We start from the raw sequence: 25,089 nt of genomic DNA, 5'->3' as shown, positions 1-25,089 counted from the left end.
AACCATGCTCAGAGTGAAGGAAGCCGCCCTTTCGGCCACTATGCTCCTGGCGCTTGCCGCCTGCGGCAGCACCGACACCCAGCGCACCACCACCGGCGCCGCCGGCGGCGCCGTGGCCGGGGCGGTGGTCGGCGGGCCGGTCGGCGCGGTGGTCGGTGGTGTGGGCGGCGCCGCGGCCGGCCACACCATGGACGAAAGCCTCGGCACCAAGACCGACCGCTGGACCAACGAGGCGGCCGAGTCCGTCGACCGCGACACCAATCGCCGAACCACCTCGGGCCGCACCTCGGCGATGAGCCACGACAACGTGCGCAGTGTCCAGCAGGCCCTGAACGACAACGGCAGCCACCTCGACGTGGACGGCCGCTGGGGTCCGGCGACGCGCGCGGCGCTGGAGGACTTCCAGCGCGCGCACGACCTGAAGCCGACCGGCCGTATGGACTCGGCCACCCGGCAGGCGCTCAACCTGGATCAGCCCCGGACCGGCGCCGGCACCTCCGGCCGCGCCCGCACGGACCAGGGCACCGGGCAGTCCGGCAACCAATAGCCTCCTCCGAGGCCACGGACGGAACGGTGGGCGTGCGGCCGGGCGATCCTCGTCCGGCCGCACGCTTGTTCTGCTCCTGCCCATAAGAACTGGAACCGCTTCACCGTCTGTTCGTTGGGCCCCGGGAGTCCACACCAGCGCCACGGGAAGCGACGGCACGCCATGGCCCAGATCTTCCGGCCTTCCGCCGACACCTGGCTGCGTCTGTTCATGGTGCTCGCGGTGCTGGGGGTGTTCGCCGCCTTCCTGGTGGTCGGCGGGTTGGTGACCTCGGACTGGGTCACCACGACCGGAATCTTCATGGAGCAGCCGGTGCCGTTCAGCCACGAACACCACGTCTCCGGCCTCGGGATCGATTGCCGCTACTGCCACACCGGCGTGGAGACCGCGGCCAGCGCCGGCCTGCCGCCGACGCACACCTGCATGACCTGCCATTCGCAGATCTGGACTGGGGCGCCGATGCTGGCGCCGGTGCGCCAAAGCCTTGCCAACGATACCGCCATCCGCTGGAAGCGGGTCAACGACCTGCCGGACTTCGTCTATTTCAACCATTCCGTCCACGTGGCGCGCGGCGTCGGCTGCTCGACCTGCCACGGGCCGGTGCACCGCATGCCGCTGACCTATCAGGCGCACACGCTGCAGATGAGTTGGTGCCTGGAGTGCCACCGCGATCCCGCCCCCAACCTGCGCGATCCCTCGGAGGTGTTCGACATGGACTGGCAGCCGCCTCCCGACCAGCGCCGGCGCGGCGAGGAGCGCATGGCCAAGCTCGGCATCCATCCCGAGCACCTCGACGACTGCACCGTCTGCCACCGGTGAGGCCGGCATGAGCAGACACCCCCTTCCGCCCGACCTCGCCGCGTTGGCCGACACGCTCCGCTCCGCCGGCGGCCGGCGTTTCTGGCAGACGCTGGAGCAGGCCGCCGGAGCCGAGCCGTTCCGCCACTACCTGGCAGAGGAGTTCCCCGGTCTGGCGCTGCCGGAGACCGGGCGGCGCGAGGTGCTGCGCGCCATGGCGGCGTCCATCCTGCTGGCCGGCCTGACCGGCTGCGGCAAGGAGGAGGCGGTCCCTTACGTCGTCCAGCCGGAACTGGCGGTGCCCGGCCGGCCGCGATTCTACGCCACCGCGGTGCCGTTCGAGGGCTTCGCCCAGCCGGTGCTGGCCGAGACGCACGAGGGCCGCCCCACCCGGCTGGACGGCAACCCCGACCACCCGCTGGCGCGCGGCTCCGTCAACCCCACGGCCCTGGACGCCTTCAGCCAAGCGGCGGTGCTGGAACTCTACGATCCGGACCGTTCGCAAACGCCACGCCACCTCGACCGCCCGGCCACCTGGGACGCCGTCATCGCCGCCGTGACGGCGCAACGGATCGAATGGCAGGCCGACGGCGGACGCGGTGTGCGGCTGCTGACCGGCGCCGTCACCTCCGCAACCCTTCTGCGCCAGATCGACGACCTGCGCCACCAGTTTCCGGAGCTGCGCTGGCACGTCCACGAGCCGGTCGGGGCCGAGCGGGGCGAGGACGGCACGCATCTCGCCTTCGGCCGGCCACTCGCCGTCCATCCGCGCCTCGACCAGGCCGACGTGATCGTCAGCCTGGGCGACGACCTGTTCGGCACCCGCCCGGCGCAGCTGCGCAACGCCTCGGGCTGGGCGGCGCGGCGCCTGTCGGGCCGCCTGCCCGGCAACCTGCCACGCCTGCTGGTGGCCGAGGCGTCGCCGACGCCGACCGGCGCCATGGCGGCCGACCGGCTGCCGGTTGAGGCCGCGCGCCTCCCGCTGCTGGCGCACGCCCTGGCGCGCGCGCTGTCTGTGCCCAGGGCCGAGGGCGACGTGAAACTGACAGAGCCGGAATGGCGCTGGATGGACGCGGCGGCCGGGCTGCTGCGCGAGCACGCCGGGCGCGCGCTGGTCACCGCCGGACCCGACCAGCCTCCGGAGGCGCAGGCCACCGTCCACCGCATCAATGCGGCGCTGCGAACGGGCGCCGTCGCCTACACCGCGCCCGTCGCGGCGATGGCCGAGCCCTTCGCCAACCTCATCCACGCCATGGCCGACGGGGACGTGCGTGCGCTGCTCATGCTGGAGGTCAACCCGGCCTACGATGCACCGCCCGACCTGCGGTTCGCCGCCGCCTGCGAGCGCGTGCCCTTCCGCCTGCACGCCGGGCTGCACGCCGACGAGACGGCGGCGCTGTGCCACTGGCACGCGCCGGTGGCGCACGCGCTGGAGAGCTGGAGCGACGGGCGCTCGGTGGACGGCACCGCGACCATCATCCAGCCCACCATCCGCCCGATCTTCGGCGGGCGCGCGCTGGTGGAGATGGCCGCCGCGCTGGCCGGCGATCCCTTCGCCGAAGCGCAGGCCCTGGTCCGCGCCACCTGGCGCGACCGGCTGGGCGACGATGCGGCGTGGCGGCAGGCGCTGCACCGGGGCTTCGTCGAGGGCACGGCGGAAGCGCCGGTCGAGGTGTCGCCGGCCGCGGGCCCAATCACCCCGCCGCAGCCACCGGCCGGCGGCCTCGAACTCACGCTGCGCCCCGATCCCTGCCTGTGGGATGGCCGGCGCAGCAACGTCGCGTGGCTCCAGGAGCTGCCCAAGCCCGTCTCCAAGATCAGCTGGGACAGCTACGCGGCGGTCAGCCCGCAGCTGTCCCGCGCGCATGACCTGAAGAATGGCGATGTCGTGGAGCTGACGGTCGGCGGCCGGTCGCTGCGCGCCCCGGTGCTGGTGCAGCCCGGGCAGGCGGCCCGCTCCGTCACGCTGTTCCTCGGCACCGGGCGTCGGCGGGCCGGTCGCGTGGGCGACGGGGCGGGGATCGACGCCTACGCGGTGCGGGCTTCGGAGGCTCCCTGGATCGCGGCCGGCCTGACGCTGACCCGGACCGGCGAGAACCGCCCGCTGGTCACCACCCAGCCGCACCACGAGATCGCCGAGGCCGAGCCGATCCGCGTCGTCACGGCGGACCACCCCGCGCTGAAACCCATCGAGGAGAAGCCGCCCAGCCTCTATCCGGACTGGCCCTATCCGCAGAACGCCTGGGCGATGGCGATCGACACCGACCTGTGCGTCGGCTGCAACGCCTGCGTCGTCGCCTGCCAAGCCGAGAACAACGTGCCCCCGGTCGGGCGCGAGCAGGTCTCCATGGGGCGCGAGATGCTGTGGCTGCGCGTCGATTCCTATTACGAGGGCACGCCGGAGGACCCGCGCATCCACTTCCTGCCGGTGCCCTGCATGCACTGCGAGGTGGCCCCGTGCGAGGTGGGCTGTCCGGTGAACGCCACGGTGCACAGCCCGGACGGCATCAACGAGCAGGTCTACAACCGCTGCATCGGCACGCGCACCTGCTCCAGCTACTGCCCCTACAAGGTGCGGCGCTTCAACTTCTTCGAATACGGCCAGATCGCCGCCGACCGGCAGAGCCTGCAGTACAACCCCGACGTCACCGTGCGCGCCCGCGGCGTCATGGAGAAGTGCACCTACTGCATCCAGCGCATCGCCCGCGCCCGCCAGGACGCCAAGCGCGACGGCCAGGATCCCGCGGCCATCGAGGTGCGCACCGCTTGTCAGGCCGCCTGCCCGACCGGCGCCATCGCCTTCGGCGACAAGAACCGCGCCGACAGCGCGGTGGCGAAGGCCCGCAAGGACGGCCGCGCCTACGCGCTGCTGGAGGAGATCGGCACCCGCCCGCGCACCACCTACCTCGCCCGCATCGGCGAGCACCGCCGCACCAGGGAGGCGTGAGGCATGGCCGAAGGCGAGACCTTTTCCACCGCCCTCACCGACCGCGGCGTCACCCGGCAGATCGGCGGCGCGGTGCTGCACCCGCCGGGCAAGGGGTGGGCGTGGCTGGCCGTGCTGGGCGTGAGCGGCCTGATGGTCGTGATGATGCTGGTGTCGGTGTTCTGGCTGTTCTTCAAGGGCGTCGGCATCTGGGGCATCAACATCCCGGTCAACTGGGGCATCGCCATCTCCAACACCGTCTGGTGGATCGGCATCGGGCACGCCGGCACCTTCATCTCGGCCGTGCTGCTGGTGACCGGGCAGCACTGGCGCAACTCGCTGAACCGCTTCGCCGAGGCGATGACGCTGCTGGCGGCGAGCTGCGCGGCCATGTACCCGGTGCTGCACCTGGGACGGCCCTTCTACTTCTACTGGGTCATCCCCTACCCCAACGTCATGCACCTGTGGCCCCAGTTCCGCAGCCCGCTGGAATGGGACATGTTCGCCTTCTTCACCTACCTGACGGTGTCGCTGGTCTTCTGGTACGTCGGCATGATCCCCGACATGGCGACGCTGCGCGACACCGCCACCAGCCGGCGGCGGCAGGTGGTGTACGGGCTGATGGCGCTGGGCTGGCGCGGCTCGGCGGCGCACTGGGCGCGCTGGCGGCGCGCTTACGTCATCATTGCGGCCATCGCCGTGCCGCTGGTGGTGTCGGTGCATTCGGGTGTGGCGATGCTGTTCGCCGTGGGCCCCATCCCCGGCTGGCACAGCACCATCTTCCCGCCCTACTTCGTGCTGGGCGCGGTGTTCTCCGGCTTCGCCGTGGTGATCATGCTGGCCATCGTGCTGCGCGCGGCGTTCGGCTTCCGCGACCTGATCACCGACCGGCACATGGACCTGCTCGGCCAGTGGCTGCTGGCGACCGGGCTGATGACCTCCTACGGCTACGTCATGGACGCCTTCACCGCGTGGTACGGCGCCGAGCCGTTCGAGCGCGGCACGCTGCTCGACCGCGTGGCCGGGCCGTACGCGGTGTCCTACTGGTCGGCGGTGGTGCTGAACTTCGTGCCGCTGCAACTGCTGTGGCTGCCGCGGCTGCGGCGCCGCATCCCGGTGCTGTTCGCCGTCGCGCTGGCGGTGACGCTCGGCATGTGGTTCGAGCGCTACATGCTGGTGGAGAGCGCGCTGTCGCGCGACTTCCTGCCCTCCTCCTGGGGGCCTTACCAGCCGAGCGTGTGGGAGTGGACCCTGTTCTTCGGCCTGATCGGCTTCTTCCTCTTCGCCTTCACCCTGTTCGTGCGCTTCCTGCCCGCGGTGCCCATCGCCGAGGTCAAGGAGGTGCTGCACGAGGAACGGGAGGGATAGATGGCGCAACCGCTCCCCCTCTACGGCCTGATGGCCGAGTTCGACGACGCCGGGCGGCTGCTGGAGGCCGTGAAACGGGCGCGTGCCGACGGGTACCGGCGGCTCGACGCCTACACGCCGATGCCGGTCCGCGGCCTGGGCGAAGCGCTGGGCGTGCGGACCTCCCCGGTCGCCTGGGCGTCGCTGGCCGGCGGCGTGTTCGGCGGGGCCGGCGGCCTGTTCATGGAGTGGTACGCCAACGTCGTCAGCTATCCCCTGAACATCGGCGGCCGGCCGGAGGCGGCATGGCCGGCCTTCGTGCTGCCGGCGTTCGAGCTGACGGTGCTGGGCGCCACGCTCTGCGTCGTGCTCGCCATGCTGGTGCTGAACCGCCTGCCGCGCCTCAACCACCCGGTGTTCGAGGCGCCGCGCTTCTCGGCGGCAGAGGTGGACCGCTTCTTCCTGTGCATCGAGGCCGCCGATCCGCGCTTCCTGCCGGAGCGGACCCGCGCCTTCCTGGAGGCGTGCGGCGCCGTCTCCGTGTCGGAGGTGCCGGGATGAGGCCAGTCCTTCTTCTCCTGCTGGCGCTGCTGGCCGCCTGCGACCAGCGCATGGTCGAGCAGCCGAACCGCCGGGCGTTCGGGACAGCCGAGCGGCTGCCCGACCGCCGGGTCAACCAGCCGCCTCCGCCCGGAACCGTGGCGCGCGACGAACTGGCGGCGGAGCAGGCGTTGGCCTCCCGTCCGCCGATGGGCGCCGCCCTGCTGGCGCGCGGACGCGAGCGCTTCGAGATCGACTGCGCCCCCTGCCACGCCCGCACCGGCGAGGGCGACGGCATGGTCGTTCAACGCGGATTCCCGCAGCCGCCCAGCTACTTCGAGCAACGGCTGGTGGACGCGCCGGACCGGCATTTCCTCGACGTGATGACCAACGGCTACGGCGCCATGTATTCCTATGCCGACCGCGTGGCGCCGGCCGACCGCTGGGCGATCCTCGCCTACGTCCGCGCCCTGCAACTCAGCCGGCACGTCGCCGCGGCCGACCTGCCGGACGATCTGCGGGCCAGGCTGGGGGCGCGGCCATGACGATCCTGCGCCTGTTGCTGGAGAGCTGGCTGGCCGCCGCGATGGTGGTGCTGTGGCTGCCGGTCGGCGCGCTGGCGATGCTGCTGATGGACCGCCTGTTCGCCACGGGGTGGAGCCGGCCGCTGGTCGCCGAGTTGCGGGCGGTGTCCGCCACGCTGCCCGGCGCGGCGCTGGCCTTCCTGCCGGTGCTGCTGGGCGCGGGCCTCGTGTACCCGTGGACGCATGAGGTGAAGCCGGAACAGGCGTTCTGGCTGTCGTCCTGGTTCTTCGCCGGGAGGGCGGTGGTCTGCCTGCTGGTGTGGGGACTGCTGGGCCGGCTGGCGGCGCGGCCGGACATGGGACGCGGGGCCGCGGCGGCCGGGCTGATGGTGCTGGGTCTGACCGTCACGGTCGCCGGCATTGATTGGATGATGTCGCTGGAGCCGGCGTTCGCCTCCTCCGCCTACGGCCTGCTGGTGCTCACCGCGGCGGCCCAGGCCGGCTTCGCGGCGGCGCTGTGGCTGCGCCTGCGCGAGGGGCCGCCGCCGGACCCGGAACAGCTGGGGCACATGGGCTCGCTGCTGCTGACGCTGGTGCTGAGCTGGGGCTACATCGCCTTCATGCAGTACCTCGTGGTGTGGTCGGGCAACAAGCCGCACCTCGCCGCCTGGTATCTGGCGCGCGGCGAGGCGCCGTGGGGATGGCTCGCCTGGGCGCTGGTGATCCTGAAGGGCGTCCTGCCCTTCCTGGCGCTGCTGTTCCCGCCGGCCCGGCGCAGCCCGCGCGTGCTGGGCGCGCTGTGCCTGCTGATCCTCGCCGGACACGCGCTGGACATGCTGTGGCTGGTGCTGCCGGCCTTCCGCGAACACGCGGCCGGACGCCTGCTGCTGGCGCTGGCGTTCAGCGGCGGGCTGGCGCTGATCGGGCGGAACCGCGTGCGGCAGACGCATCGCCTGAGGGAGGTGCCGGGCCATGGCTGACGTGGATCGCACCTCGATCGAACGCGGCCACGAGGTCGCCGACGCGCCGCCGCTCAAGCTGTTCCTGGCGGGCGTGCTGGCGCTGGTCTGCATCGGAGTGATCCTGCTGCTGGTCTGGGGGGTGAAGGCGTGGATCACCGATGCGCGGGACCGTCCGCCGGCGTCCGCGATCGCCCGCATGCCCATCGAGGCACCGGCCCCGCGGCTGCAACGGTCGCCGGCCCGCGACCTCCAGACATTCCGCGCGGCCGAGGACAAGGAGCTGCACGCGCTCGGGTGGGTCGACCGCGGCGCCGGCATCGCCCGCATCCCCATCGAGGACGCCATGGCGCTGCTGGCGACGCGCGGCTGGACGGAGGAGGGGAAGTGATGCGCCGGCTGTCCCTGCTCGCTTTCCTGATCACCGCCGCCCCTGCCCTGGCGGCCCCTGCCCCGGACCTCTCCGACATCATGGCCGCGCCCCCGCCGGGAGCGCGCCTCCCCGCCGACGCCGTCGCCGGCCTGGCCGACGCCCTCGGCGGGCCGCCGGTGGTCCTGGCGCTGGCCTACTACACCTGCCCGAACCTATGCGGCGTGACCCTGGGCGGCATCGCGTCGGCGCTGAGGGAAACCGGCCTGCGCGCCGGCGCCGACTTCCGCCTGACCGCGCTCAGCATCAACCCGGCCGAGGGGCCGGCCGAAGCGATGGCGGCCGAGGCGCAGGCGGCGGGCCGCCTCGGCAGCAGTGAGGGGCTGCGTTTCCTCACTGGCGGCGAAGCGGACGTCCGCCGCGTCGCCGACGCGGTCGGCTTCCGCTTCCGCTGGGATGCGGATCTCGAGCAATTCCTCCACCCGGTGGGCGTCTTCGTGCTGACGCCGGACGGCCGGGTGTCGCGCTGGATCTCCGGCGCGGGGTTCGACGGCGCCGACCTGCGCCTCGCCCTGACCGAGGCCGGCGGCGGCACGATCGGCAGCCTGACCGACCGGCTGCGGCTGCTCTGCTACCACTATGACCCGGTGCGCGGGGCCTACGACGCCACCGTGCTGAACGCCCTGCGCGTCGCCGGAACGCTGACCGCGCTGGGCGTGGGCGGCGGCATCGCCTGGGCGCTGCGGCGGGAGCGGAGGCGCCCATGACCTCCGGACTTCCGCTGTGGCCCGCCGCCGCGTCCGCCTACGCCGACCGCATCGACCTGCTGGTCTGGACCTTCAGCGCGCTGATCATCGCGCTGGCGGCGCCGGTCATCCTCGGCATGATGTGGTTCGCCGCGAAGTACCACCGCGGCTCGTCGGCCGACCGCCGCCACGCGCCGAGGAAGGGGTTCTGGATCGAGACCGGCTGGGCGGTCATCCCCTTCCTGCTGGCGATGGTCTTCTACGTCTGGGCGGCGCGCCTCTACGCCCTGGAGCGCACGCCGCCGGACGGCGCGCTGGAGGTCGCCGTGGTCGCCAAGCAGTGGATGTGGAAGTTCCAGCACCCCGGCGGCCAGCGCGAGATCAACGAGCTGCACGTGCCCACCGGCCAGCCGGTCACGCTCACCATGACCTCGCAGGACGTGATCCACAGCCTGTTCCTGCCCGAGCTGCGCCTCAAGATGGACGTGCTGCCCGACCGGTACACGACGATCTGGTTCCAGGCCGACCGGCCGGGCACCTACGCGCTGCGCTGCACGCAGTTCTGCGGCACCGACCACGCGCTGATGGGCGGCCGCTTCATCGTCCAGGAACCGAAGGCCTACGAGGCGTGGCTGCACGCCTCGGCGGTGGACGGCACCCTGGCGCAGGAGGGCGAGCGGCTGTTCCGGCGCCTGGGATGCTCCGGCTGCCATGGCGCGAACGCCGCCGTGCACGCGCCGGCCCTCGCCGGGATCTACGGCACGCAGCAGCCGCTCTCCGACGGCAGCTTCGCGCTGGTCGACGACCGCTACATCCGCGACAGCATCCTGTTGCCGGCGCGGCAGGTGGTCGCCGGCTACCAGCCGATCATGCCCTCCTTCGCCGGCAAGGTGTCGGAGGAGGAGATCCTGCGCCTGATCGCCTACGTCAAATCCCTGCCGCGGGAGGGGAGCACGCCGCCATGACCGTCTTCGCCCCCGATGCCGACACCCCGAATAGCGACACTGCCGCCGCCCAGCCCCGCACCTACATCGAGGCGGGCTACACGCTGCGCTCCTGGCTGCTGACCACCGACCACAAGCGCATCGCCATCCTCTACATGGTCTCCATCACCGGGTTCTTCTTCCTGGGCGCCCTGGGAGCGGCGGCGGTGCGGCTGGAGCTGCTGACGCCGAAGCTCGACCTGCTGAGCGCGGACGGCTACAACCGGGCCTTCACGCTGCACGGCGTGGTGATGGTGTGGTTCTTCCTGATCCCGTCGATCCCCGCGGTGTTCGGCAACTTCCTCATCCCGCTGATGATCGGCGCGCGCGATCTCGCCTTCCCGCGCCTCAACCTGCTGTCGTGGTACATCTACGTGCTGGGCGGGCTGTTCACCGCGTACGTGCTGGTGGCCGGCGGGGTGGAGACGGGATGGACGCTCTACACGCCGCTCAGCACCAAGTACGCGCCCGGCCACACGGTGATGGCGGCGGCGGCGATCTTCGTGGTGGGGTTCTCCTCGATCCTCACCGGGCTGAACTTCATCGTCACCATCCACACGCTGCGCGCCCCCGGCATGACGTGGTTCCGGCTGCCGATCTTCGTGTGGTCGCATTACGCCACCAGCGTGATCCTGGTGCTCGCCACGCCGGTGCTGGCGATGGCGCTGATCCTGCTGGCGCTGGAGCGGTCGCTGGGCATCGGCGTCTTCGATCCGGACCTGGGCGGCGATCCTCTCCTGTGGCAGCACCTCTTCTGGTTCTACAGCCACCCCGCCGTCTACATCATGATCCTGCCGTCCATGGGCGTGGTCACCGAGCTGGTGACGACCTTTTCGAGGAAGCGGGTGTTCGGCTACGCCTTCGTGGCCTTCGCCTCCATCGCCATCGCCATCATCGGCTTCCTGGTCTGGGGCCACCACATGTTCGTGGCCGGGCAGTCCATGTACGCCAGCATGGTCTTCTCGTTCCTCAGCTTCCTGGTCGCCGTACCGTCTGCCATCAAGGTCTACAACTGGACGGCGACGCTCTACAAAGGCCAGCTCGACCTGCGCGCCCCGTTGCTCTACGCCATGGGCTTCATCGGGCTGTTCGTCTTCGGCGGGCTGACCGGGCTGATCCTGGCGAGCCTGGCGCTCGACGTGCACGCGCACGACACCGCCTTCGTGGTGGCGCACTTCCACTACATCATGGTCGGCGGTGCGGTGTCGGCCTACCTCGGCGCGCTGCATTGCTGGTGGCCGAAGATGACCGGACGGATGTATTCCGAGTTCTGGGGCCGCCTTTCGGCGCTGCTGATCTTCTTCGGCTTCAACGTCACCTTCTTCCCGCAGTACATCCTCGGCTGGCTGGGCATGCCGCGCCGCTATCACTCCTACCCGCCGGAGTTCCAGAGCTGGGAGGTGCTGTCCACCGCCGGCGCGGCGATGCTGGGGGTCGGCTACCTGCTGCCGCTGGTCTACCTGCTGTGGTCGCTGTTCTACGGGCCGCGCGCGCCGGCCAACCCGTGGGGTGCGAGCGGGCTGGAGTGGCGCGTGCCCTCCCCGCCGCCCGAGCACAATTTCGACGCCGTCCCGGTGGTGACCTGGGAGGCCTACGACTACCCGCCCCCCGAGGAGCAACGGGGATGAGCACGGAGCCCTTCACCGGCACCGATCAGCGCGAGGAGGCCGACCGGCTCGGCATGTGGCTGTTCCTCGCCACCGAAGCGATGATGTTCGGTGCGCTGTTCTTCGCGCTGACGGTGGTGCGCCTGCGCGTGCCGGACGGCGTGCGGCTGGCGAGCGGGCACCTGGACAAGCTGCTGGGGACGGTCAACACCGGAGTGCTGCTGACCAGTTCGCTGCTGGTGGCGCTGGCGGTCGCCGCGGCGCGGCAGGGACGGCAGGAGCGCACCGCCGGCCTGCTGGCCGGTGCCGCCGGGCTGGGCGTCGTCTTCCTGGCGATCAAGGCGACCGAGTACGCCAGGGAGTTCCGCGAGGGGCTGATGCCCGGCCCGGGCTTCCGCCTGCACGACCAGCCGGGCGCCGAGCTGTTCTTCAACCTCTACTACGCCGCCACCGGCCTGCACGCGGTGCACCTGACCATCGGCGTGCTGCTGATGCTGGGCCTGTCGGCGCGGGTGCTGGGCGGCTGGGTGCGACTGCCGGAGCACGCGACCACGGTGGAACTGCCGGGCCTCTACTGGCACATCGTCGATATCGTCTGGGTGTTCCTCTACCCCGCCCTCTATCTGGTCGCACGGTGACGCCATGCCAAGGAGCGAGACGGCGACCTTCGTGCTGGTGTGGGCGGCGCTGATGGCGCTGCTGGCGGCAACCCTGGGTGTGTCCTTCCTGCACTGGGGGACCTGGAACGGTGTGCTGAACCTCGGCATCGCCGTCGCCAAGACCGCGCTGATCCTGTGGTTCTACATGCATCTCCGACGGACCCGGCCCCTGGTGCGGCTGGCCGGCGCGACGGCCCCGCTGTGGCTGGCGATCCTGTTCGGTCTGGCGCTCAGCGACTACGTCACCCGGTGAAGGGGGCGTGCATGCACCGCGTCCCGCTCCTGCTCCTCGTCTCGCTGCTGGTCGCCGGATGCGGGGATCCCCTGCACGAGGAGGCAATCGCGCGGAGCGACTGGGAAGGCGATTGGCCCTTCACGGTCCCGCATGGCACGCTGCGCTGTTCCCTGGACGGACGATCCCACACCGGCGTCCCGATCGTGACCTTCACCGCCGGGGATATCGAGTTCGGCCTGGACGACATGGCGGAGGCCGACGGCTATCCCTCGGTCAAGGCGATCCGGCGCCGGGACCGGCAGGGCCATTTCATCGATGGCGATCTGGACGCCGTCGTCCAACTCGGGCGGATGCTCTGCGACGACGATCTGGCGCGCGTGCGCAAACGGCAGAAGGCCGCCCGGCGACCATATGCCGAGCGTTGAGCCCTGGCCCCTCCCGCCGCGATCGCGGGAGGAGACCTTCCACATCACCTCCTTTGCGCCCTCTCCGGAAACGCCGGCGTCGCGCGTCGTCCTCAGCCGTGCCCCTTTTCCGTGGAGACGGCGACGAAGCGCCGCTGGCCGGCGCGGTCGATCAGCAGCAGGGCGCGCTTGTCGTGCTCCAGCGCCGCCGTCAGGCGCTTGGCCGCCGCGGTCGCATCGCGCACCGGCTCCTGGTCGATCTGCTCGATGACGTCTCCCGGGCGTATGCCGGCCGCCGCGGCAACGCCGTCCCGCTCGACCGCAACCACCAGCGCTCCTTTCGTGCCGTCGGCCAGATGGAGCTGCTGCGCCAGCGGCGGCGTCAGGTCGCTGAGCGCGAGGCCAAGCGCCGCGCCGCCCGGTTCGGCACCGGAGCTGCCGCTCGCGGTACGGTCGATCGGCATCTCGGCGATGCTCACGGTGAGCGTCTCGTCCTTGCCGCCGCGGCGGACGGTAAGGCGCGCCGGCTTGCCGACGCCGGTGTCGGCGACCAGCTTCGGCAGGTCGTGCGATTGCCGGATGGGCTGCCCGTCGTAGGCCTCGATCAGGTCGCCGGGCTTCACGCCCGCCCTGGCCGCCGGCCCGCCCTCGGTGACGTCGGTGACCAGCGCGCCCTGCGGCTCCTTCAGCCCCAGCGCGGTGGCGATGTCGGGCGTCACCTCCTGGATCGCCACGCCGAGCCAGCCGCGCGTCACCTTGCCGTGCGCCTGGAGCTGGGCCACCACCGACTTGGCGAGGTTGGACGGGATGGCGAAGCCGATGCCGACGCTGCCGCCGCTCGGCGACAGGATGGCGGTGTTGATGCCGATCACCTCGCCACGGGTGTTGAAGGTCGGCCCGCCCGAATTGCCACGGTTGATCGGCGCGTCGAGCTGCAGGAAGTCATCGTACGGCCCCGAGTGCAGGTCGCGCCCGCGCGCGGATATGATTCCGGCGCTCACCGACCCGCCGAGGCCGAACGGGTTGCCGACGGCCACAACCCAGTCGCCGGGCTTGGCGTCGTCGCTGTCGCCGAACGTCAGGTACGGCAGCGGGCTCGCGGCGTCGATCTTCAGCAGCGCCAGATCGGTCTTGTCGTCGGTTCCGATCACCTTGCCCGGGTGCCGGGAGCCGTCCTGGAAGATGATCGTGACCTTCTCGGCATCCCCGGCCACGTGGTTGTTGGTGACCACGTAGCCGTCGGCGCTGATGATGAACCCGGAGCCCAGCGCCATCCGCGGGCCCAGGTCGGGCGGCGACTGGTCGGGGCCTCCGAAGAAGCGGCGCAGCATCTCGTCGTAGGGCATGCCTTCGGGCACGCCGGGGCCGGCCTGGGCGGTCTGTTCGGTGTCGGCACGCTCGATCACCGAGATGTTGACCACCGCCGGCATGACCTTCTCGACCATCGGGCGGAAGCTGGGCAGGCGGTCGATGGCCGTCTCGGCAGCCGGCCCCTGGTTGAGCGACGGCGCCTGGGCGTGCGCCGGCGGAGCGAGGACCGCACAGGCCGCAATCCCCGCCGCCAGCAGGATCCGGTGGACGGCGCCCGGCGCGCGGATGCCCGGTTCAGGTTGGTTGGACATGGTTCGTTTCCCTCAGAGTGCCGGCCGCTTGCCGGCTTCGCCGCGCCAACGACTGGCGCGCCAACTCGTCCCGCGCTCCGGGGAACCGCCTCCTGCGGCCATCGTTGGCGGCAGGCGCGGAAGGCCGCGCGCCAGGGAGAGCCGCCATGGACGAACCGATGCCGACGACCAGCCCGACCGATGCGGACGCGCACGGCACCCGGCGGGATTTCCTTCAGCTCACCACCATCGCGGTCGGAGCCGTGGGTACCGCCGCGGCGCTGTGGCCGATGATCGACAGCATGAACCCGGCCGCCGACACGTTGGCGCTCGCCTCCATCGAGGTCGACCTCGCGTCGGTCGCGGTCGGGCAGGCCATCACCGTGACGTGGCGCGGCAAGCCGGTGTTCGTCCGCCACCGCACGCCCGAGGAGATCGCGGCCGCCCGCTCGGTCAAGACCGGCGACCTTCCCGACCCGCAGCCCGACGACAAGCGCGTCATCAAGCCGGAATGGCTGGTGGTCGTCGGGGTCTGCACGCACCTGGGCTGCGTGCCGCTGGGCCAGAAGTCGACCGACCCGCGCGGCGACTACGGCGGCTGGTTCTGCCCGTGCCACGGGTCGCAATACGACACCTCGGGCCGTATCCGCAAAGGTCCGGCCCCGGCCAACCTGGTCGTGCCGCAGTACGCGTTCATCAGCGACACCCGCATCCGGCTCGGCTGACCCGCCCGGACCGTGTGTGGAACGCGCGCCGCGCGGCGTCGTTGGCGAACCGACCTCATTTTGCGGCCGGCAGGGGACCGACCGGGGAGACGCACATGGGTAGGAAACTCTTCGATCGTCATCCGGGTCCGGCGGAAGCCCGCGGAGCGAGCCCGGACGAGGACTGGGTCGGCGCGTACGGGTTCGGCGGCCACCACGGTCCGGGCTACGAGCCGCAGCCCGGCGAGGAGCGCGACGCCTGGGACCGGGCCGCCGATTCCTTCCTCGCCTTCATCGGCGACGAGGACGCTGCACGGCGCTTGCGCAGGGACCATATGGAGGCCGGAAGGCGGCACGGGCCGGACCGGGATCACTGAGGCCCCGGTCCGTCCGGGCCGTGGGGGCTTCCTTTCTCGCGTGAGCGGTCCATGGAGCAGACGTCCGAAGGCAGCGAGGCCACCACAGCGCGTCGGCGCACGCCCGATGTGGCCTGCCAGGACTGCATCCTGCGGCGGTCGCGGATCTTCAAGCCGCTCGACGACGCCGAGTTGAGCTACGTCGCCAAGCTCAAGGACCGCCAGATTCTCCGTCCGGCGGGAGCCCGGCTGCTCGGCGCCGGGCCGGCCGGCGGCTTCATCTACACGCTCCACGCGGGCTGGGCCTTCCGCTCGATCCGGCTGAACGACGGCTCGCGGCAGATCGTCGAGTTCCTGCTGCCCGGCGACGTCTTCGGCCTGCACGTGGCGATGCTCGGCAACTGGGACTACGACGTCACCGCCCTGACCCCGGTCGTCCTGTGCCGGCTGAAGGCTCCCTCGCTCGACGAGCTGTGCACCCGCTTCCCATCCCTCAACCGGGCGCTGATCCACACCCTGGCGGAGGACAAGCGTCGCGCCGACAGCCGCCTCGCCGTGCTGGGGCGCACCCTTGGGCCCCAGCGCATCGCCTACCTGATGCTCGAACTGGCCGAGCGGCTGGAGGAGGCGGGCGAGCTTCAGGAGGATTGCTGCGACTTTCCGCTGCGCCGCCGCCATCTCGCCGACGCCACCGGCCTGTCCGGCACGCACGTGAACCGCTCCCTGGCGGAACTGCGCGAGCGGCGGCTGGCCCATGTCGAGGGCGGGCGGCTCACCATCCTCGATCGCGACCAGCTGATCGGCTTCGCGGGCTACTCGTCGCTGGCGCAGCGGATCCAGCGCCTGATCCTCTGAGCGGCCGAACATTAAATCGGCACATATGTTCCGAAAGACCGGAACCCCGCCGGTGGTGACGAGTTGGATTCGATGATCGGGGGCCATCGCGCCCGCCGCTCGCCATCCACCCTCGGACACGCAGGATCTGGCATGCCCACGCCTTTCGACGAGGAACTGGTGACGTGCATTCCCGCGTTGCAACGCTACGCCCACAAGCTCACGGGGGGGCACGCCGCCGCGGAGGACCTGGTCCAGGACTGCCTGGAACGGGCGCTGAAGAATGCGGACAAGTTCCAGCCGGGCACAAACCTGGAGGCTTGGCTGACGACGATCCTCAAGAACCTGTTCTACACCGAGCGGCGGCGCCTTCAGCGTTGCCCGCAGGTGGCGCTGGAAGAGCACGACGTCGTCGTGCCGCCGCCGCAGACGGCGCGGATCGCCCTCGATGAAGCGGAGGAGGCCGTCCGCGCCTTGCCGCCGCCGCAACGGGCCCTGGTCACGCTGGTGGCCATCGACGGCCTGTCCTACCAGGACGCCGCCCGACACCTCGGCGTGCCGGTCGGAACCATCCGCTCGCGGCTTTCCCGCGTGCGCGACCAGATCCGCTACACGATGGAGCATCGCCGGCGCGCACCACGCACCGTGCCGGCCCGTCCGGCGCCCAGGCCGGTCCAGGGCGGGGGCGAGCCACGTGCCGCCGCACCGCTCCCCTCGCCCGCTCCCGCGCCGGCCGCGCGTCGTCAGCGTCCATCCGCGCTGCCGGCCTGCGTGGCGCGCCTCCGTCGCCCGCCCCCGCCGGGTGACATCCCCGCCCCCGATGCGCCCCCCGTTCTCACATGGGGATGGCCGTTCCGGGTGCCGGCGCGGGAGACCACCTTCGGCCGCGGCCCGCCGTTCGGACACCGCCAACGTCAGCGTCGATATCCGCAACGGCGTCGCCGCCGCCAGATCAAGGAGGCACTCGCCCGGATCGAGCGCAACGCGGACTTCCCTTCGGTGCGGGAGGAGCCCATCGTCATTGCGGCCCTGCAGCGCCACCCCTGACGCTCGCGCGAGCCGAACGTGACGGAGTCGAACGGGCAGACGCCATGGCCGGACATCGATCGGAAGCCCTCCGGTTCGACCGGAGATGGATCAGGGACGCGGCACGAACGGTGAGCTGGGCCCTCCTGCATCGCCGTCCGAAGCTGGCGCCCGGGGACGTCCGCGCCGGCATCGCGCGCCACTCCATCCGCGAGACCCCGCCGCTCGCGACCGAACTCAGCTATCTCGCGGCCGGCGATCCGTCGGGGCGCCGCGTGGTGCTGATCCACGGCAGCCCCAGCCAGGCGGAAGACTGGCTGCCGTTCCTGCGGTCCGTCCCGGCGGGTCAGCAATGGCTGGCGCCCGACCGCCCGGGATTCGGCTGCAGCGGACCGAGCGACGTTCCGATCGACCTGGGCGTGCAGGCCGCGGCGTTGCATCCCCTGCTGTCGGCGACCGCCGCCGGCAAGGCGATCCTGGTTGGACGTTCGATGGGAGCGCCGATCGCCGTGCGCGCCGCTCTGGACTTCCCCGACCTGACGGGCGGCGTGCTTCTCATCGGCGGCGCGTTGTCCGCGGAGTTGGAGCGGGTCCACTGGCTGCAGCGGGTCGCCGCCCGGCCGATGATCGCCGGGCTGCTGCCGCGCGCCATCCGCAATTCGAACCGCGAGCTGCTGGCCCTCAAAGGCCAGCTGGCCGATCTCGCCCCACGCCTGGGGTCGTTGCGCACCAGGGTGACGGTGGTGCATGGAACGGCGGATCCTCTGGTGCCCTACGCCAACGTCGCGTTCCTGGAACGGGCCCTGGCCGGAAGCGGCACACTGACCGTCGTCACGGTCCCCGGGGGCGATCACTTCCTGGACGACCGGCACGACGCGGTGATCCGAGACGCCCTCCAGGCGCTCGTCGCCGCTGCTGATCGGGACGGGGGCTGAGCGGCACGGCCACGGGGCGCCACGCGCGATCGCGTGTTCCCCGTCGGGCCATCCCCCCTCAGTTCGATGGCGGGTAGGCGCGCAGGAGGCGCTGCTGGCGCTGCTGGTACCCGATCAAGCCGCGCAGGGACAAAGGTCGCACACCCCGGTCGCGGTTGGCGGCGGCGATCTCGAACATCAGCGCCTGCTGGCGGAACAGGTCGGCGTAGACCTCCATCAGGCGCTTGTCCGGATCCCAGACGTGGATCATCTCCGCCCCGGCTCCGTTGACTTCGATGATCCGGAAATCCTCACCCGCCGCCAACGCCTCCGCCGAGGCGAAGCGGACGTCGAACCGGCCGAAGTGGAAGCCGGGCATCGCGTCGGCGATCGTGTCGAAGCGCCGGCAGAGCGCCGGCGTGATCAGCGACCGGCCATCCTTGTACAGCCCGCCGACCCGGCTGCTGCCGACCAGCGCCAGCCGCACCACCTCGCCTTGCGCCGGAACTTCGGTCAACCGGCGGCCCAGGGCGGCGCGGTGCAGCCTTCCCTTCCACGCGGCGCGGGGATCGCGCTCGATGAGCTGGTCCAGGGTCGAAGCGCCATCGCCGACCACATGCGGGAAATAGCGCAGGGTCAGCGAGACGATGGCGCCGCGTGCGCGGCCCGGATGGCGGACATAGAAGATGCCGGCCTCCCCCGCGTGCGGAACGTAGGCCTGCAGGATGACGCGGCACCCCCGCGGCATCGCCGCCAGATAGGCCTGCAGTTCCGCCGCACCGCGCACCAGCCGCACGCCGAAGCCGCGCCAGCCGATGTCCGGTTTGGCGACCAGCGGAAAGGTCAGTCCCGCCTCGGCAACCAGCGCCTCCGCCGCCCCGGCCGGCCAGGGGACGGTGTTGACGATGGCGGTGCTGGCCGCGACCCAGGGCCGGCCGCCGGGGCCGATCAGCTCGATGCAGCGGTGCTTCGACTCGCCGAGCAAGCCGCCGGCCTCGATCGAAGGGTTGGCCGCGGTGGGCAGGGTCACACTGCGGTGGCGCAGGCCGAGCGCCAGCCACTGCACCGCCAGCGGCACATAGAACAGAAGCGGCGGAATACGCTCGGCGAGGCCGATGGGGCGGTACCCGGCGGAAATCGGCGGCATCCCCGGCAGGCGCACCGCTCCGGTCGCGCGCGGTCCGGCCAACCAGCCCGACAACGCGTCCTTCAACGGGATCCCGACCCGGGCCGCCGCCTTTCCCGCCAGCGCCTGCCCGAACCGCGTTCGCAAAGCGATCAGCAGCGCAGCGACGGCCACTCCGCCCACGCGTACGCTCTGCGCCGACACGGCGGCCGACGAATTGAGAAGCGTAAGAAGGAGGCAGACGTGGAACACCGCCGTCGCGAGCGTCATCAACAGGAACCGGATAAACGGGATCCGGATGGCGCCGCAGGCGAAGTACATGGGGAACAGGATTCCCGGCATCAGGCGCGCCGTGATGATGGTGGCCAGCAGATTCCGTTCCAGCGCCGCATGGAGGCGGGCGAAAGCCGAGCGCTCCGTGGCACGCCGCAACCAGACGACGCGCCTGGACAGCAGTCCGAGCGCATAGATGACGCAATCCCCGCTGACGATGCCGGCCAGCAGGATCAACGTGGCCGCGGCGAACGTCATGGTGCCGACACCGATCAGCCCGGCGGCGGTGGCAATGGCCACGTCCTCGTGGAGGAAGGTCAAGGCGGCCAACGCCAGAGGAAGAGCGAAGGGTATGCGGTGGATCAGGGAAAGCAGGTCGGCGGCCACGGCGTCGTTCCTGAAGCAATCGGGCGGCTAGCGCCCGGTCGTGCGTCCTTCGGGGTCAACGCAGAGCGACGCCGCAAAGTTCAACAGAGAGCATGTCTGCGGTCGGACCGGGCGACCCGGTGCCGGTCGCCGTGCCGCTTTGAACTGAACCGCGGAGCGACGTGGCGCAGGACGACGACCGCCCGCGGGCCCCTTGTCCCGGTCCGACCGGCGGCGGCTTCGAGGCAAATCCCTGGCAAGACATTGCCGGCGTCGGTATACTAGTATGCCAACGCCCCCGCCTCGCTGCGGGCTGGCCGGCATCCTCCGTGGCTACCTTTCCCGATCATGACGCTCGCTTTTCACATGATGCCGCTTGTCGGCACCGTCCTTCTTCTTGTCTCCCGACGCGTCAGCCTCCTGCACGCGGGGGTGGCCGGAATGGCGATGGCGCTCGCCATGCTGATCTCAGTACAGCCCTCATTCGATGCGGCGTTGGGAACGGTGGCCGTCAAGGCGGCCGAAGGCGCGTGGCTTGCGTGGCACGCCATGTCGATCATCGCCGCCGGCCTGCTGTTCCACCGCGCCTTCGAGGCGAGGCCCCGGCAAGCGGAGGCCATGGCGCAGGAGAACCGCCGCCGGGCCGTGTTCGTCGCCTGCTTCCTCGTCGGCCCCTTTGCCGAATCCGTCACGGGCTTCGGTGTCGGTCTGGTCGTCGCTCTTGCCATGCTGCGCCACATGGGGCTGCCCGCGATCCAGGCGGCGGCCCTCGGCCTGTTCAGCCAGGTGCTGGCGCCGTGGGGGGCCATGGGTGTCGGGACACGCGTGGGCGCCGAACTGATCGGCGTTTCCTTCGCGGAGCTTGGGACGGCGAGCGCGCTGCTGATGGCGGCCGTTCTGCCATGCCTCCTGCCGGTGTTCTGGAGCCTCATCCATCGGGCGGGCCTGCGCTCGACGCTGGCCGACCGGGCGACCGACCTTGCCCTCCTCGTGTGCCTTGCCGCGCTGATCTGGGCGACCAATCGCTTCATCGCGCCGGAGCTGGGAGGCGGATTGGCGACGGGGTTCATGCTCCTGCTGGTGGAAGGGCCGCGCCTTCTTCGCGGTGGCGCGGACATCCGGCGCCTCCTTGGACGGCTGTGGCCCTACGTCCTGCTGGTCTCTGGTTTGATGGCGACGCGGCTCGTGCCACCGTTCTCGAACTGGACCGGGAGCTGGTTGGTGCTCGACCCGTTCGGCGGCCTTGCACCGCTCGCGCTGCTGCGCCATCCGTCGACGTGGCTGGTGCTGGTGGCCGCCATACTGCTCGCCGGATTGCCCGGACGCCGGGCGGGAGAGGTTGCCCGCGGCGCCCTCCGCGCGGCCGTGGTCCCCATGGCCGCGACCCTGGTCTTCGTCGAGCTGGCTGGCTTCATGTCCGCCTCGGGCGGGGCTGCAATGTTCGGCCAGGCGTGGCAGAACGTCGCCGGACACCTGGCGGTGCTGGCCACGCCGGTTTTCGGCGCGGCCGCCGGGGCGCTGACCGGCTCCAACACCGCCTCCAATGCGCTGATGATGCATATCCAGCTGAGCCTTGCGGCCGAGAGCTGCCTGCCGCCGATGCTCATCGCCGCGGTGCAGACGGTGTCGGGCAGCATCTGCACGATGCTGACCCCCGGCCGCATCGTCCTGGCCGCCGGCCTCCTCGGACTGGTGAAGGCCGAGGGGGATATCTATCGTCTGGCGTTGCCCATCGGGGTGGCGTCCGTCCTGTCCCTGCTCGCCGTCATCGTCGTGGCGGTTGGAGTGAGCGCCTGTTCGTAGATATCGCGACGCCGGCGGCCCGAGCTTGGTCGCAGTGGGCGCGCAGCACAATCCGCCTCACCGTCGAATTGGCGCCTTGATCTCTTATGCACGGAACTTTATGATGCATCATGCAACAAGTTCCGGATCGGGCAAAGGGTGGGCAATGACGGCGTACGATCTGGCCCTGCTTGAGCACGACAATCTCGGCAGCACAATTTACCAGAAGTTGTGCGAGGCCTTGATGAAGGGCGTGTTCAAACCAGGCGATCGCCTCAAAATCCGCGATCTGGCCGAACGACTGGGAACGAGCGTCACGCCGGTGCGCGATGCCATCCTCCGCTTGGTGCAGGATCAGGCTCTGGTGCTGCGCTCACCGCGCGACATTCGCGTTCCGATGCTGACCAGAGCGCTCTACCTGGAGATCCGTGACATCCGCGTCAATCTCGAAGGACTGACCGCCGAGCGCGCGGCCCAGAGGGCCACTCCGGCCCAGGTCCAGGCCCTGGAAGCGCTTCTGAGACGCAATGAAGCGGCGATCGCCGCCGGGAGCATTCCGCTGGCCACCGAACTCAATCAGGCATTCCATTTCGAGCTGGCGGAAATTGCGGACATGCCTGTGCTTCGCGATATTCTGCGGCGACTCTGGCTCCAGATGGGGCCGCTGATCGCCGACGTTTACGCCGGCGCCGGGCGCACGATGATCGACCACCATTATCCTCTGATGGAGGCCATTCGTCGTCACGATGGGCCAGCCGCCGCTCGCGCGATCCAAACAGACATTCTGCTGGCCAGCGGACCGATTCTGGAGCGGATCGACGCAGCCAGCCCCACGGCTCTCGCTTCTTGATGCCCCAAATCCGGCAAGTTCTCAGGCTGTTCCCACCTCAAGATGATGCATCAAATATCAAGACCCACCAGCAATGAGGAGGCATCGGTTATGGCGCCGCGGGATGTACTGACCACCGTCGTGCCGCCGATCTCTCCGGAGGACGCCGGCGCAGCGGGGCTGCGGCATTTCGGCGTAACCGGGATCGTGCGCGAACTCTCCAGCGAGCGGGATCGCAACTTCCACGTTGTGGCCCCCGACGGGCAAGGGTACGTGCTGAAATTCACCAACCCGGCAGAGCCGCAGGTCGTCACCAGCTTCCAGACCGAGGCGATGCTGCACCTGGCTGAACGTGATGCCACACTGCCGGTGCCCCGCGTCGTGCGGACCCTGGAGGGGGAGGCGCAGGCGACTGTCCAGGTCGATGGCTGCGCCATGGTGCTGCGGCTGCTGACCTATCTCGAGGGCACGCCGCTCCACGCCGCTCCGGCGTCGCCGGGGCAAATGCGGGCGCTGGGGACGACCCTAGCCCGGCTCGATGTCGCCCTGGCCGATTTCGAACACCCCGGCTCGCGGCGCGATCTGCTGTGGGACATCACGCGCACCCCCAGCATCCGCGACCGGCTGCACTATGTGGAGGCCGGGCCGCGCCGGCGCATGGTCGAGCGGTTCGTGGCCCGCTTCGCCGAAGAGGTGGCCCCCCGCCTGCCCGCGCTGCGGCAGCAGGTCATTCACAACGACCTCAACCCCCACAACGCCGTCGTCGATCCCGTCGGCCATGAGGTGGTTACCGGAATCATCGACTTCGGCGACGCGCTGAGGGCGCCGTTGGTCAACGATCTGGCGACGGCGCTCGCCTACCACGTGGCCAGCGGCGAGACTCCCTTCGGCTCCATGGTCGCCATGACCCGCGCTTACAACGCCGTGCTTCCGTTGACGCCAGAGGAGGTGAACCTGCTGCCCGAGCTGGTGGCGGCCCGCCTTGCCCTGACCATCGGCATCACGAACTGGCGGGCGGCCGAGTACCCAGAGAACCGCGCCTACATTCTGCGCAACGCTGAACGTGCCTTTGTCGGCCTCGACCGGCTGACCGGCGAAGAGGCGGCCACCGCGCACCGCTTGCTCCATCATGCCTGCCAGGAAGGGTGACACCCCATGACCATGGTCAACGCCTACGCGCCCGATGCCGCCGGTTCCCTGCCGGAGCGCGAGCGCGCCCTGATCGCCCGCCGCGAGCGGCTGCTCGGCCCGGCATACCGACTGTTCTACGCCGATCCGGTTCACATCGTGCGGGGTGAGGGATCCTACCTCTATGATCCCGACGGCAACCGCTATCTGGACGCCTACAACAACGTCGCCTCGGTCGGGCACAGCCGGCCGGAGGTGGTGGAGGCGATGGCGAAGCAGGCGGCCGTGCTGAACACCCACACGCGCTACCTGACCGAGGGCATTCTCGACTTTGCCGAGGCCTTCCTGGCGGAGTTCCCGCCCGAACTGTCGCAGCTGATGATGACCTGCACCGGCAGCGAAGCCAACGACCTGGCGTTGCGCGTCGCCCGCGTCCACACGGGGGGAACGGGCGTCGTCATCGCCCACAACGCCTATCACGGGGTGACCTCGGCGCTCGCGGAAATGTCGCCCTCGCTCGGCCCGGCGGCGAAGCTGGGGGATCACGTCCGGGTGGTGCGGTCTCCGGACAGCTATCGCATCCCGGAGGCCGAGGTGGGCACCGCCTTCGCCCGCTCCGTGGAGGCGGCCATCGCCGACATGAGGGAAAAGGGCATCAGGCCGGCGGCGCTGCTGGTCGATACCATCTTCTCCAGCAGCGGCGTCTTCACCGATCCGGCCGGCTTCCTCGCTCCGGCGGTGGAGGCGATGCGCAAGGCCGGGGGCATCTTCATCGCCGATGAGGTGCAGCCTGGCTTCGGGCGGCTGGGGACGCACATGTGGGGCTTCGCCCGCCATGACGTGGTGGCCGACATCGTGACGATCGGCAAGCCCATGGGCAACGGCCATCCGGTGGCCGGTGCGGTGTTCCGACCGGAGGTGATCGAGGCGTTCGGCAAAAGCCAGCGCTATTTCAACACCTTCGGCGGCAACCCGGTGTCCTGTGCCGTGGCCCATGCCGTTCTGAAGGTCATCAAGGCGGACCGGCTGCAGGAGAACGCCCTGACCGTCGGTGCCGAGATGATTGAGGGCTTGCGCGCTCTGGCCGGCAAACACGACCTGATCGGCGACGTGCGGGGGACCGGCCTGTTCATTGGCGTCGAGATGGTCCGTGATCGAGCGCTCAAGACGCCCGCGTCCGACGAGACCGCCCGCGTGGTCAACGGCATGCGCAAACGCCGGGTGCTGATCAGCGCGACCGGGCAGGAAGGCCACATTCTGAAAATTCGCCCGCCGCTGGTGTTCTCATCGGACGACGCCAAGCTGTTCCTTGCCACGCTGGACGAGGTGCTGACGGCGCTTTAGTTCCTATTTCGATAGGGATTGTGCTGGATCTGATCCGTGGACCTCCGGCGCCATGCGGCACGGAGGTTCCCATGGACCAGTGGGTCCAGGACGACGGCTGACGGTTGCCGAGTGGGTTGTGGACACACACCCGCTGGTGTCCTGCAGGCCAGCAGCCAACG

General features: G+C 70.6%; 25 protein-coding genes. 23 read left to right on the top strand and 2 right to left on the bottom strand.

From position 1 onward, the window contains the following. The first annotated feature begins 4 nt into the window (after window positions 1-4). The 14 genes from ACRWK7_RS04225 to ACRWK7_RS04160 all read left to right on the top strand — a co-directional run bounded on the left by ACRWK7_RS04225 (window position 5) and on the right by ACRWK7_RS04160 (window position 12,666). Entirely contained in the window at window positions 5-547 is a 543-nt protein-coding gene (locus ACRWK7_RS04225) for a peptidoglycan-binding domain-containing protein (RefSeq protein WP_431854937.1), read from the top strand. Window positions 548-709: 162 nt separating this feature from the next. Continuing rightward, entirely contained in the window at window positions 710-1,366 is a 657-nt protein-coding gene (locus ACRWK7_RS04220; RefSeq protein WP_431854936.1) for a cytochrome c3 family protein, read from the top strand. A gap of 7 nt (window positions 1,367-1,373) precedes the next feature. Then, the gene (locus ACRWK7_RS04215) at window positions 1,374-4,292 is read left to right on the top strand and encodes a 4Fe-4S dicluster domain-containing protein (protein ID WP_431854935.1); all 2,919 of its coding nucleotides are present in this window, start codon (window positions 1,374-1,376) and stop codon (window positions 4,290-4,292) included. 3 nt (window positions 4,293-4,295) lie between these two features. Then, window positions 4,296-5,639 carry an NrfD/PsrC family molybdoenzyme membrane anchor subunit gene (gene nrfD, locus ACRWK7_RS04210; protein ID WP_431854934.1) on the top strand — a complete coding sequence of 448 codons (1,344 nt, stop codon included), beginning with the start codon at window positions 4,296-4,298 and terminating at the stop codon, window positions 5,637-5,639. Further along, window positions 5,640-6,179 carry a DUF3341 domain-containing protein gene (locus ACRWK7_RS04205; RefSeq protein ID WP_431854933.1) on the top strand — a complete coding sequence of 180 codons (540 nt, stop codon included), beginning with the start codon at window positions 5,640-5,642 and terminating at the stop codon, window positions 6,177-6,179. Then, on the top strand, window positions 6,176-6,703 hold the full coding sequence (locus tag ACRWK7_RS04200; protein ID WP_431854932.1) for a c-type cytochrome: 528 nt from the start codon (window positions 6,176-6,178) through the stop codon (window positions 6,701-6,703). Before ACRWK7_RS04205 ends, ACRWK7_RS04200 begins: the two co-directional genes overlap by 4 nt. Beyond that, the gene (locus ACRWK7_RS04195; RefSeq protein ID WP_431854931.1) at window positions 6,700-7,662 is read left to right on the top strand and encodes a hypothetical protein; all 963 of its coding nucleotides are present in this window, start codon (window positions 6,700-6,702) and stop codon (window positions 7,660-7,662) included. Before ACRWK7_RS04200 ends, ACRWK7_RS04195 begins: the two co-directional genes overlap by 4 nt. Continuing rightward, complete coding sequence (locus ACRWK7_RS04190) at window positions 7,655-8,032, top strand: hypothetical protein (protein WP_431854930.1); 378 nt, start codon at window positions 7,655-7,657, stop codon at window positions 8,030-8,032. The genes ACRWK7_RS04195 and ACRWK7_RS04190 overlap by 8 nt, the downstream gene beginning before the upstream one ends. Then, on the top strand, window positions 8,032-8,778 hold the full coding sequence (locus ACRWK7_RS04185) for an SCO family protein (RefSeq protein WP_431854928.1): 747 nt from the start codon (window positions 8,032-8,034) through the stop codon (window positions 8,776-8,778). The genes ACRWK7_RS04190 and ACRWK7_RS04185 overlap by 1 nt, the downstream gene beginning before the upstream one ends. Further along, entirely contained in the window at window positions 8,775-9,722 is a 948-nt protein-coding gene (coxB, locus tag ACRWK7_RS04180) for a cytochrome c oxidase subunit II (protein WP_431854927.1), read from the top strand. The genes ACRWK7_RS04185 and coxB overlap by 4 nt, the downstream gene beginning before the upstream one ends. Further along, window positions 9,719-11,368, top strand: coding sequence for a cytochrome c oxidase subunit I (gene ctaD / locus ACRWK7_RS04175; RefSeq protein WP_431854926.1), 1,650 nt, complete (start codon window positions 9,719-9,721; stop codon window positions 11,366-11,368). Before coxB ends, ctaD begins: the two co-directional genes overlap by 4 nt. After that, window positions 11,365-11,985, top strand: a complete 621-nt coding sequence (locus ACRWK7_RS04170) for a cytochrome c oxidase subunit 3 (RefSeq protein ID WP_431854925.1) — start codon at window positions 11,365-11,367, stop codon at window positions 11,983-11,985. The genes ctaD and ACRWK7_RS04170 overlap by 4 nt, the downstream gene beginning before the upstream one ends. 4 nt (window positions 11,986-11,989) lie before the next feature. After that, a complete protein-coding gene (locus ACRWK7_RS04165) occupies window positions 11,990-12,259 on the top strand; it encodes a cytochrome C oxidase subunit IV family protein (RefSeq protein WP_431854924.1) in 270 nt (89 codons plus the stop codon). An 11-nt stretch (window positions 12,260-12,270) separates the two neighbouring features. After that, window positions 12,271-12,666 (top strand): hypothetical protein, encoded by a 396-nt coding sequence (locus ACRWK7_RS04160; RefSeq protein ID WP_431854923.1) that lies wholly within the window; start codon window positions 12,271-12,273, stop codon window positions 12,664-12,666. Window positions 12,667-12,758: 92 nt separating this feature from the next. Here the strand turns inward: ACRWK7_RS04160 and ACRWK7_RS04155 are convergent, their stop codons facing one another. Next, the gene (locus ACRWK7_RS04155; protein WP_431854922.1) at window positions 12,759-14,267 is read right to left on the bottom strand and encodes a DegQ family serine endoprotease; all 1,509 of its coding nucleotides are present in this window, start codon (window positions 14,265-14,267) and stop codon (window positions 12,759-12,761) included. Window positions 14,268-14,413: 146 nt separating this feature from the next. Between ACRWK7_RS04155 and petA the strand changes: the two genes are divergently transcribed. The 5 genes from petA (at window position 14,414) to ACRWK7_RS04130 (ending at window position 18,101) form a co-directional block, all read left to right on the top strand. Beyond that, window positions 14,414-14,971, top strand: a complete 558-nt coding sequence (gene petA, locus ACRWK7_RS04150) for a ubiquinol-cytochrome c reductase iron-sulfur subunit (protein WP_431854921.1) — start codon at window positions 14,414-14,416, stop codon at window positions 14,969-14,971. Between the two features lie 95 nt (window positions 14,972-15,066). Then, a complete protein-coding gene (locus tag ACRWK7_RS04145) occupies window positions 15,067-15,327 on the top strand; it encodes a hypothetical protein (protein WP_431854920.1) in 261 nt (86 codons plus the stop codon). A gap of 51 nt (window positions 15,328-15,378) precedes the next feature. Beyond that, window positions 15,379-16,161 carry a Crp/Fnr family transcriptional regulator gene (locus ACRWK7_RS04140; RefSeq protein WP_431854919.1) on the top strand — a complete coding sequence of 261 codons (783 nt, stop codon included), beginning with the start codon at window positions 15,379-15,381 and terminating at the stop codon, window positions 16,159-16,161. 132 nt (window positions 16,162-16,293) lie between these two features. After that, window positions 16,294-17,187 carry an RNA polymerase sigma factor gene (locus ACRWK7_RS04135; protein ID WP_431854918.1) on the top strand — a complete coding sequence of 298 codons (894 nt, stop codon included), beginning with the start codon at window positions 16,294-16,296 and terminating at the stop codon, window positions 17,185-17,187. 110 nt (window positions 17,188-17,297) lie between these two features. Further along, a complete protein-coding gene (locus ACRWK7_RS04130; protein ID WP_431854917.1) occupies window positions 17,298-18,101 on the top strand; it encodes an alpha/beta fold hydrolase in 804 nt (267 codons plus the stop codon). A gap of 58 nt (window positions 18,102-18,159) precedes the next feature. Here the strand turns inward: ACRWK7_RS04130 and ACRWK7_RS04125 are convergent, their stop codons facing one another. Beyond that, window positions 18,160-19,866, bottom strand: a complete 1,707-nt coding sequence (locus ACRWK7_RS04125; RefSeq protein ID WP_431854916.1) for a VTT domain-containing protein — start codon at window positions 19,864-19,866, stop codon at window positions 18,160-18,162. A gap of 327 nt (window positions 19,867-20,193) precedes the next feature. Between ACRWK7_RS04125 and ACRWK7_RS04120 the strand changes: the two genes are divergently transcribed. The 4 genes from ACRWK7_RS04120 to ACRWK7_RS04105 all read left to right on the top strand — a co-directional run bounded on the left by ACRWK7_RS04120 (window position 20,194) and on the right by ACRWK7_RS04105 (window position 24,928). Beyond that, entirely contained in the window at window positions 20,194-21,648 is a 1,455-nt protein-coding gene (locus ACRWK7_RS04120; RefSeq protein ID WP_431854915.1) for an L-lactate permease, read from the top strand. 145 nt (window positions 21,649-21,793) lie between these two features. Continuing rightward, entirely contained in the window at window positions 21,794-22,477 is a 684-nt protein-coding gene (locus tag ACRWK7_RS04115) for a GntR family transcriptional regulator (protein WP_431854914.1), read from the top strand. Between the two features lie 90 nt (window positions 22,478-22,567). Beyond that, on the top strand, window positions 22,568-23,605 hold the full coding sequence (locus tag ACRWK7_RS04110; RefSeq protein WP_431854913.1) for a phosphotransferase: 1,038 nt from the start codon (window positions 22,568-22,570) through the stop codon (window positions 23,603-23,605). Window positions 23,606-23,611: 6 nt separating this feature from the next. After that, window positions 23,612-24,928 (top strand): aspartate aminotransferase family protein, encoded by a 1,317-nt coding sequence (locus tag ACRWK7_RS04105; RefSeq protein ID WP_431854912.1) that lies wholly within the window; start codon window positions 23,612-23,614, stop codon window positions 24,926-24,928. Window positions 24,929-25,089: the final 161 nt, after the last annotated feature.

The organism is Azospirillum sp. (assembly GCF_050789165.1).
This window is presented reverse-complemented; position numbering and strand designations above follow the sequence as displayed.

Bases quoted from the DNA above. Each gene is read 5' to 3' on its own strand.
- ACRWK7_RS04140 (WP_431854919.1), top strand. From the start codon at position 15,379: ATGGAGCAGACGTCCGAAGGCAGCGAGGCCACCACAGCGCGTCGGCGC.
- nrfD (WP_431854934.1), top strand. From the start codon at position 4,296: ATGGCCGAAGGCGAGACCTTTTCCACCGCCCTCACCGACCGCGGCGTC.
- ACRWK7_RS04165 (WP_431854924.1), top strand. From the start codon at position 11,990: ATGCCAAGGAGCGAGACGGCGACCTTCGTGCTGGTGTGGGCGGCGCTG.
- ACRWK7_RS04145 (WP_431854920.1), top strand. From the start codon at position 15,067: ATGGGTAGGAAACTCTTCGATCGTCATCCGGGTCCGGCGGAAGCCCGC.
- ACRWK7_RS04155 (WP_431854922.1), bottom strand. From the start codon at position 14,267: ATGTCCAACCAACCTGAACCGGGCATCCGCGCGCCGGGCGCCGTCCAC.
- ACRWK7_RS04110 (WP_431854913.1), top strand. From the start codon at position 22,568: ATGGCGCCGCGGGATGTACTGACCACCGTCGTGCCGCCGATCTCTCCG.
- ACRWK7_RS04170 (WP_431854925.1), top strand. From the start codon at position 11,365: ATGAGCACGGAGCCCTTCACCGGCACCGATCAGCGCGAGGAGGCCGAC.
- coxB (WP_431854927.1), top strand. From the start codon at position 8,775: ATGACCTCCGGACTTCCGCTGTGGCCCGCCGCCGCGTCCGCCTACGCC.
- ACRWK7_RS04200 (WP_431854932.1), top strand. From the start codon at position 6,176: ATGAGGCCAGTCCTTCTTCTCCTGCTGGCGCTGCTGGCCGCCTGCGAC.
- ACRWK7_RS04205 (WP_431854933.1), top strand. From the start codon at position 5,640: ATGGCGCAACCGCTCCCCCTCTACGGCCTGATGGCCGAGTTCGACGAC.
- ACRWK7_RS04190 (WP_431854930.1), top strand. From the start codon at position 7,655: ATGGCTGACGTGGATCGCACCTCGATCGAACGCGGCCACGAGGTCGCC.
- ACRWK7_RS04115 (WP_431854914.1), top strand. From the start codon at position 21,794: ATGACGGCGTACGATCTGGCCCTGCTTGAGCACGACAATCTCGGCAGC.
- ACRWK7_RS04135 (WP_431854918.1), top strand. From the start codon at position 16,294: ATGCCCACGCCTTTCGACGAGGAACTGGTGACGTGCATTCCCGCGTTG.
- ACRWK7_RS04220 (WP_431854936.1), top strand. From the start codon at position 710: ATGGCCCAGATCTTCCGGCCTTCCGCCGACACCTGGCTGCGTCTGTTC.
- ACRWK7_RS04160 (WP_431854923.1), top strand. From the start codon at position 12,271: ATGCACCGCGTCCCGCTCCTGCTCCTCGTCTCGCTGCTGGTCGCCGGA.
- ACRWK7_RS04215 (WP_431854935.1), top strand. From the start codon at position 1,374: ATGAGCAGACACCCCCTTCCGCCCGACCTCGCCGCGTTGGCCGACACG.
- ACRWK7_RS04195 (WP_431854931.1), top strand. From the start codon at position 6,700: ATGACGATCCTGCGCCTGTTGCTGGAGAGCTGGCTGGCCGCCGCGATG.
- petA (WP_431854921.1), top strand. From the start codon at position 14,414: ATGGACGAACCGATGCCGACGACCAGCCCGACCGATGCGGACGCGCAC.
- ACRWK7_RS04225 (WP_431854937.1), top strand. From the start codon at position 5: ATGCTCAGAGTGAAGGAAGCCGCCCTTTCGGCCACTATGCTCCTGGCG.
- ACRWK7_RS04120 (WP_431854915.1), top strand. From the start codon at position 20,194: ATGACGCTCGCTTTTCACATGATGCCGCTTGTCGGCACCGTCCTTCTT.
- ACRWK7_RS04105 (WP_431854912.1), top strand. From the start codon at position 23,612: ATGACCATGGTCAACGCCTACGCGCCCGATGCCGCCGGTTCCCTGCCG.
- ctaD (WP_431854926.1), top strand. From the start codon at position 9,719: ATGACCGTCTTCGCCCCCGATGCCGACACCCCGAATAGCGACACTGCC.
- ACRWK7_RS04185 (WP_431854928.1), top strand. From the start codon at position 8,032: ATGCGCCGGCTGTCCCTGCTCGCTTTCCTGATCACCGCCGCCCCTGCC.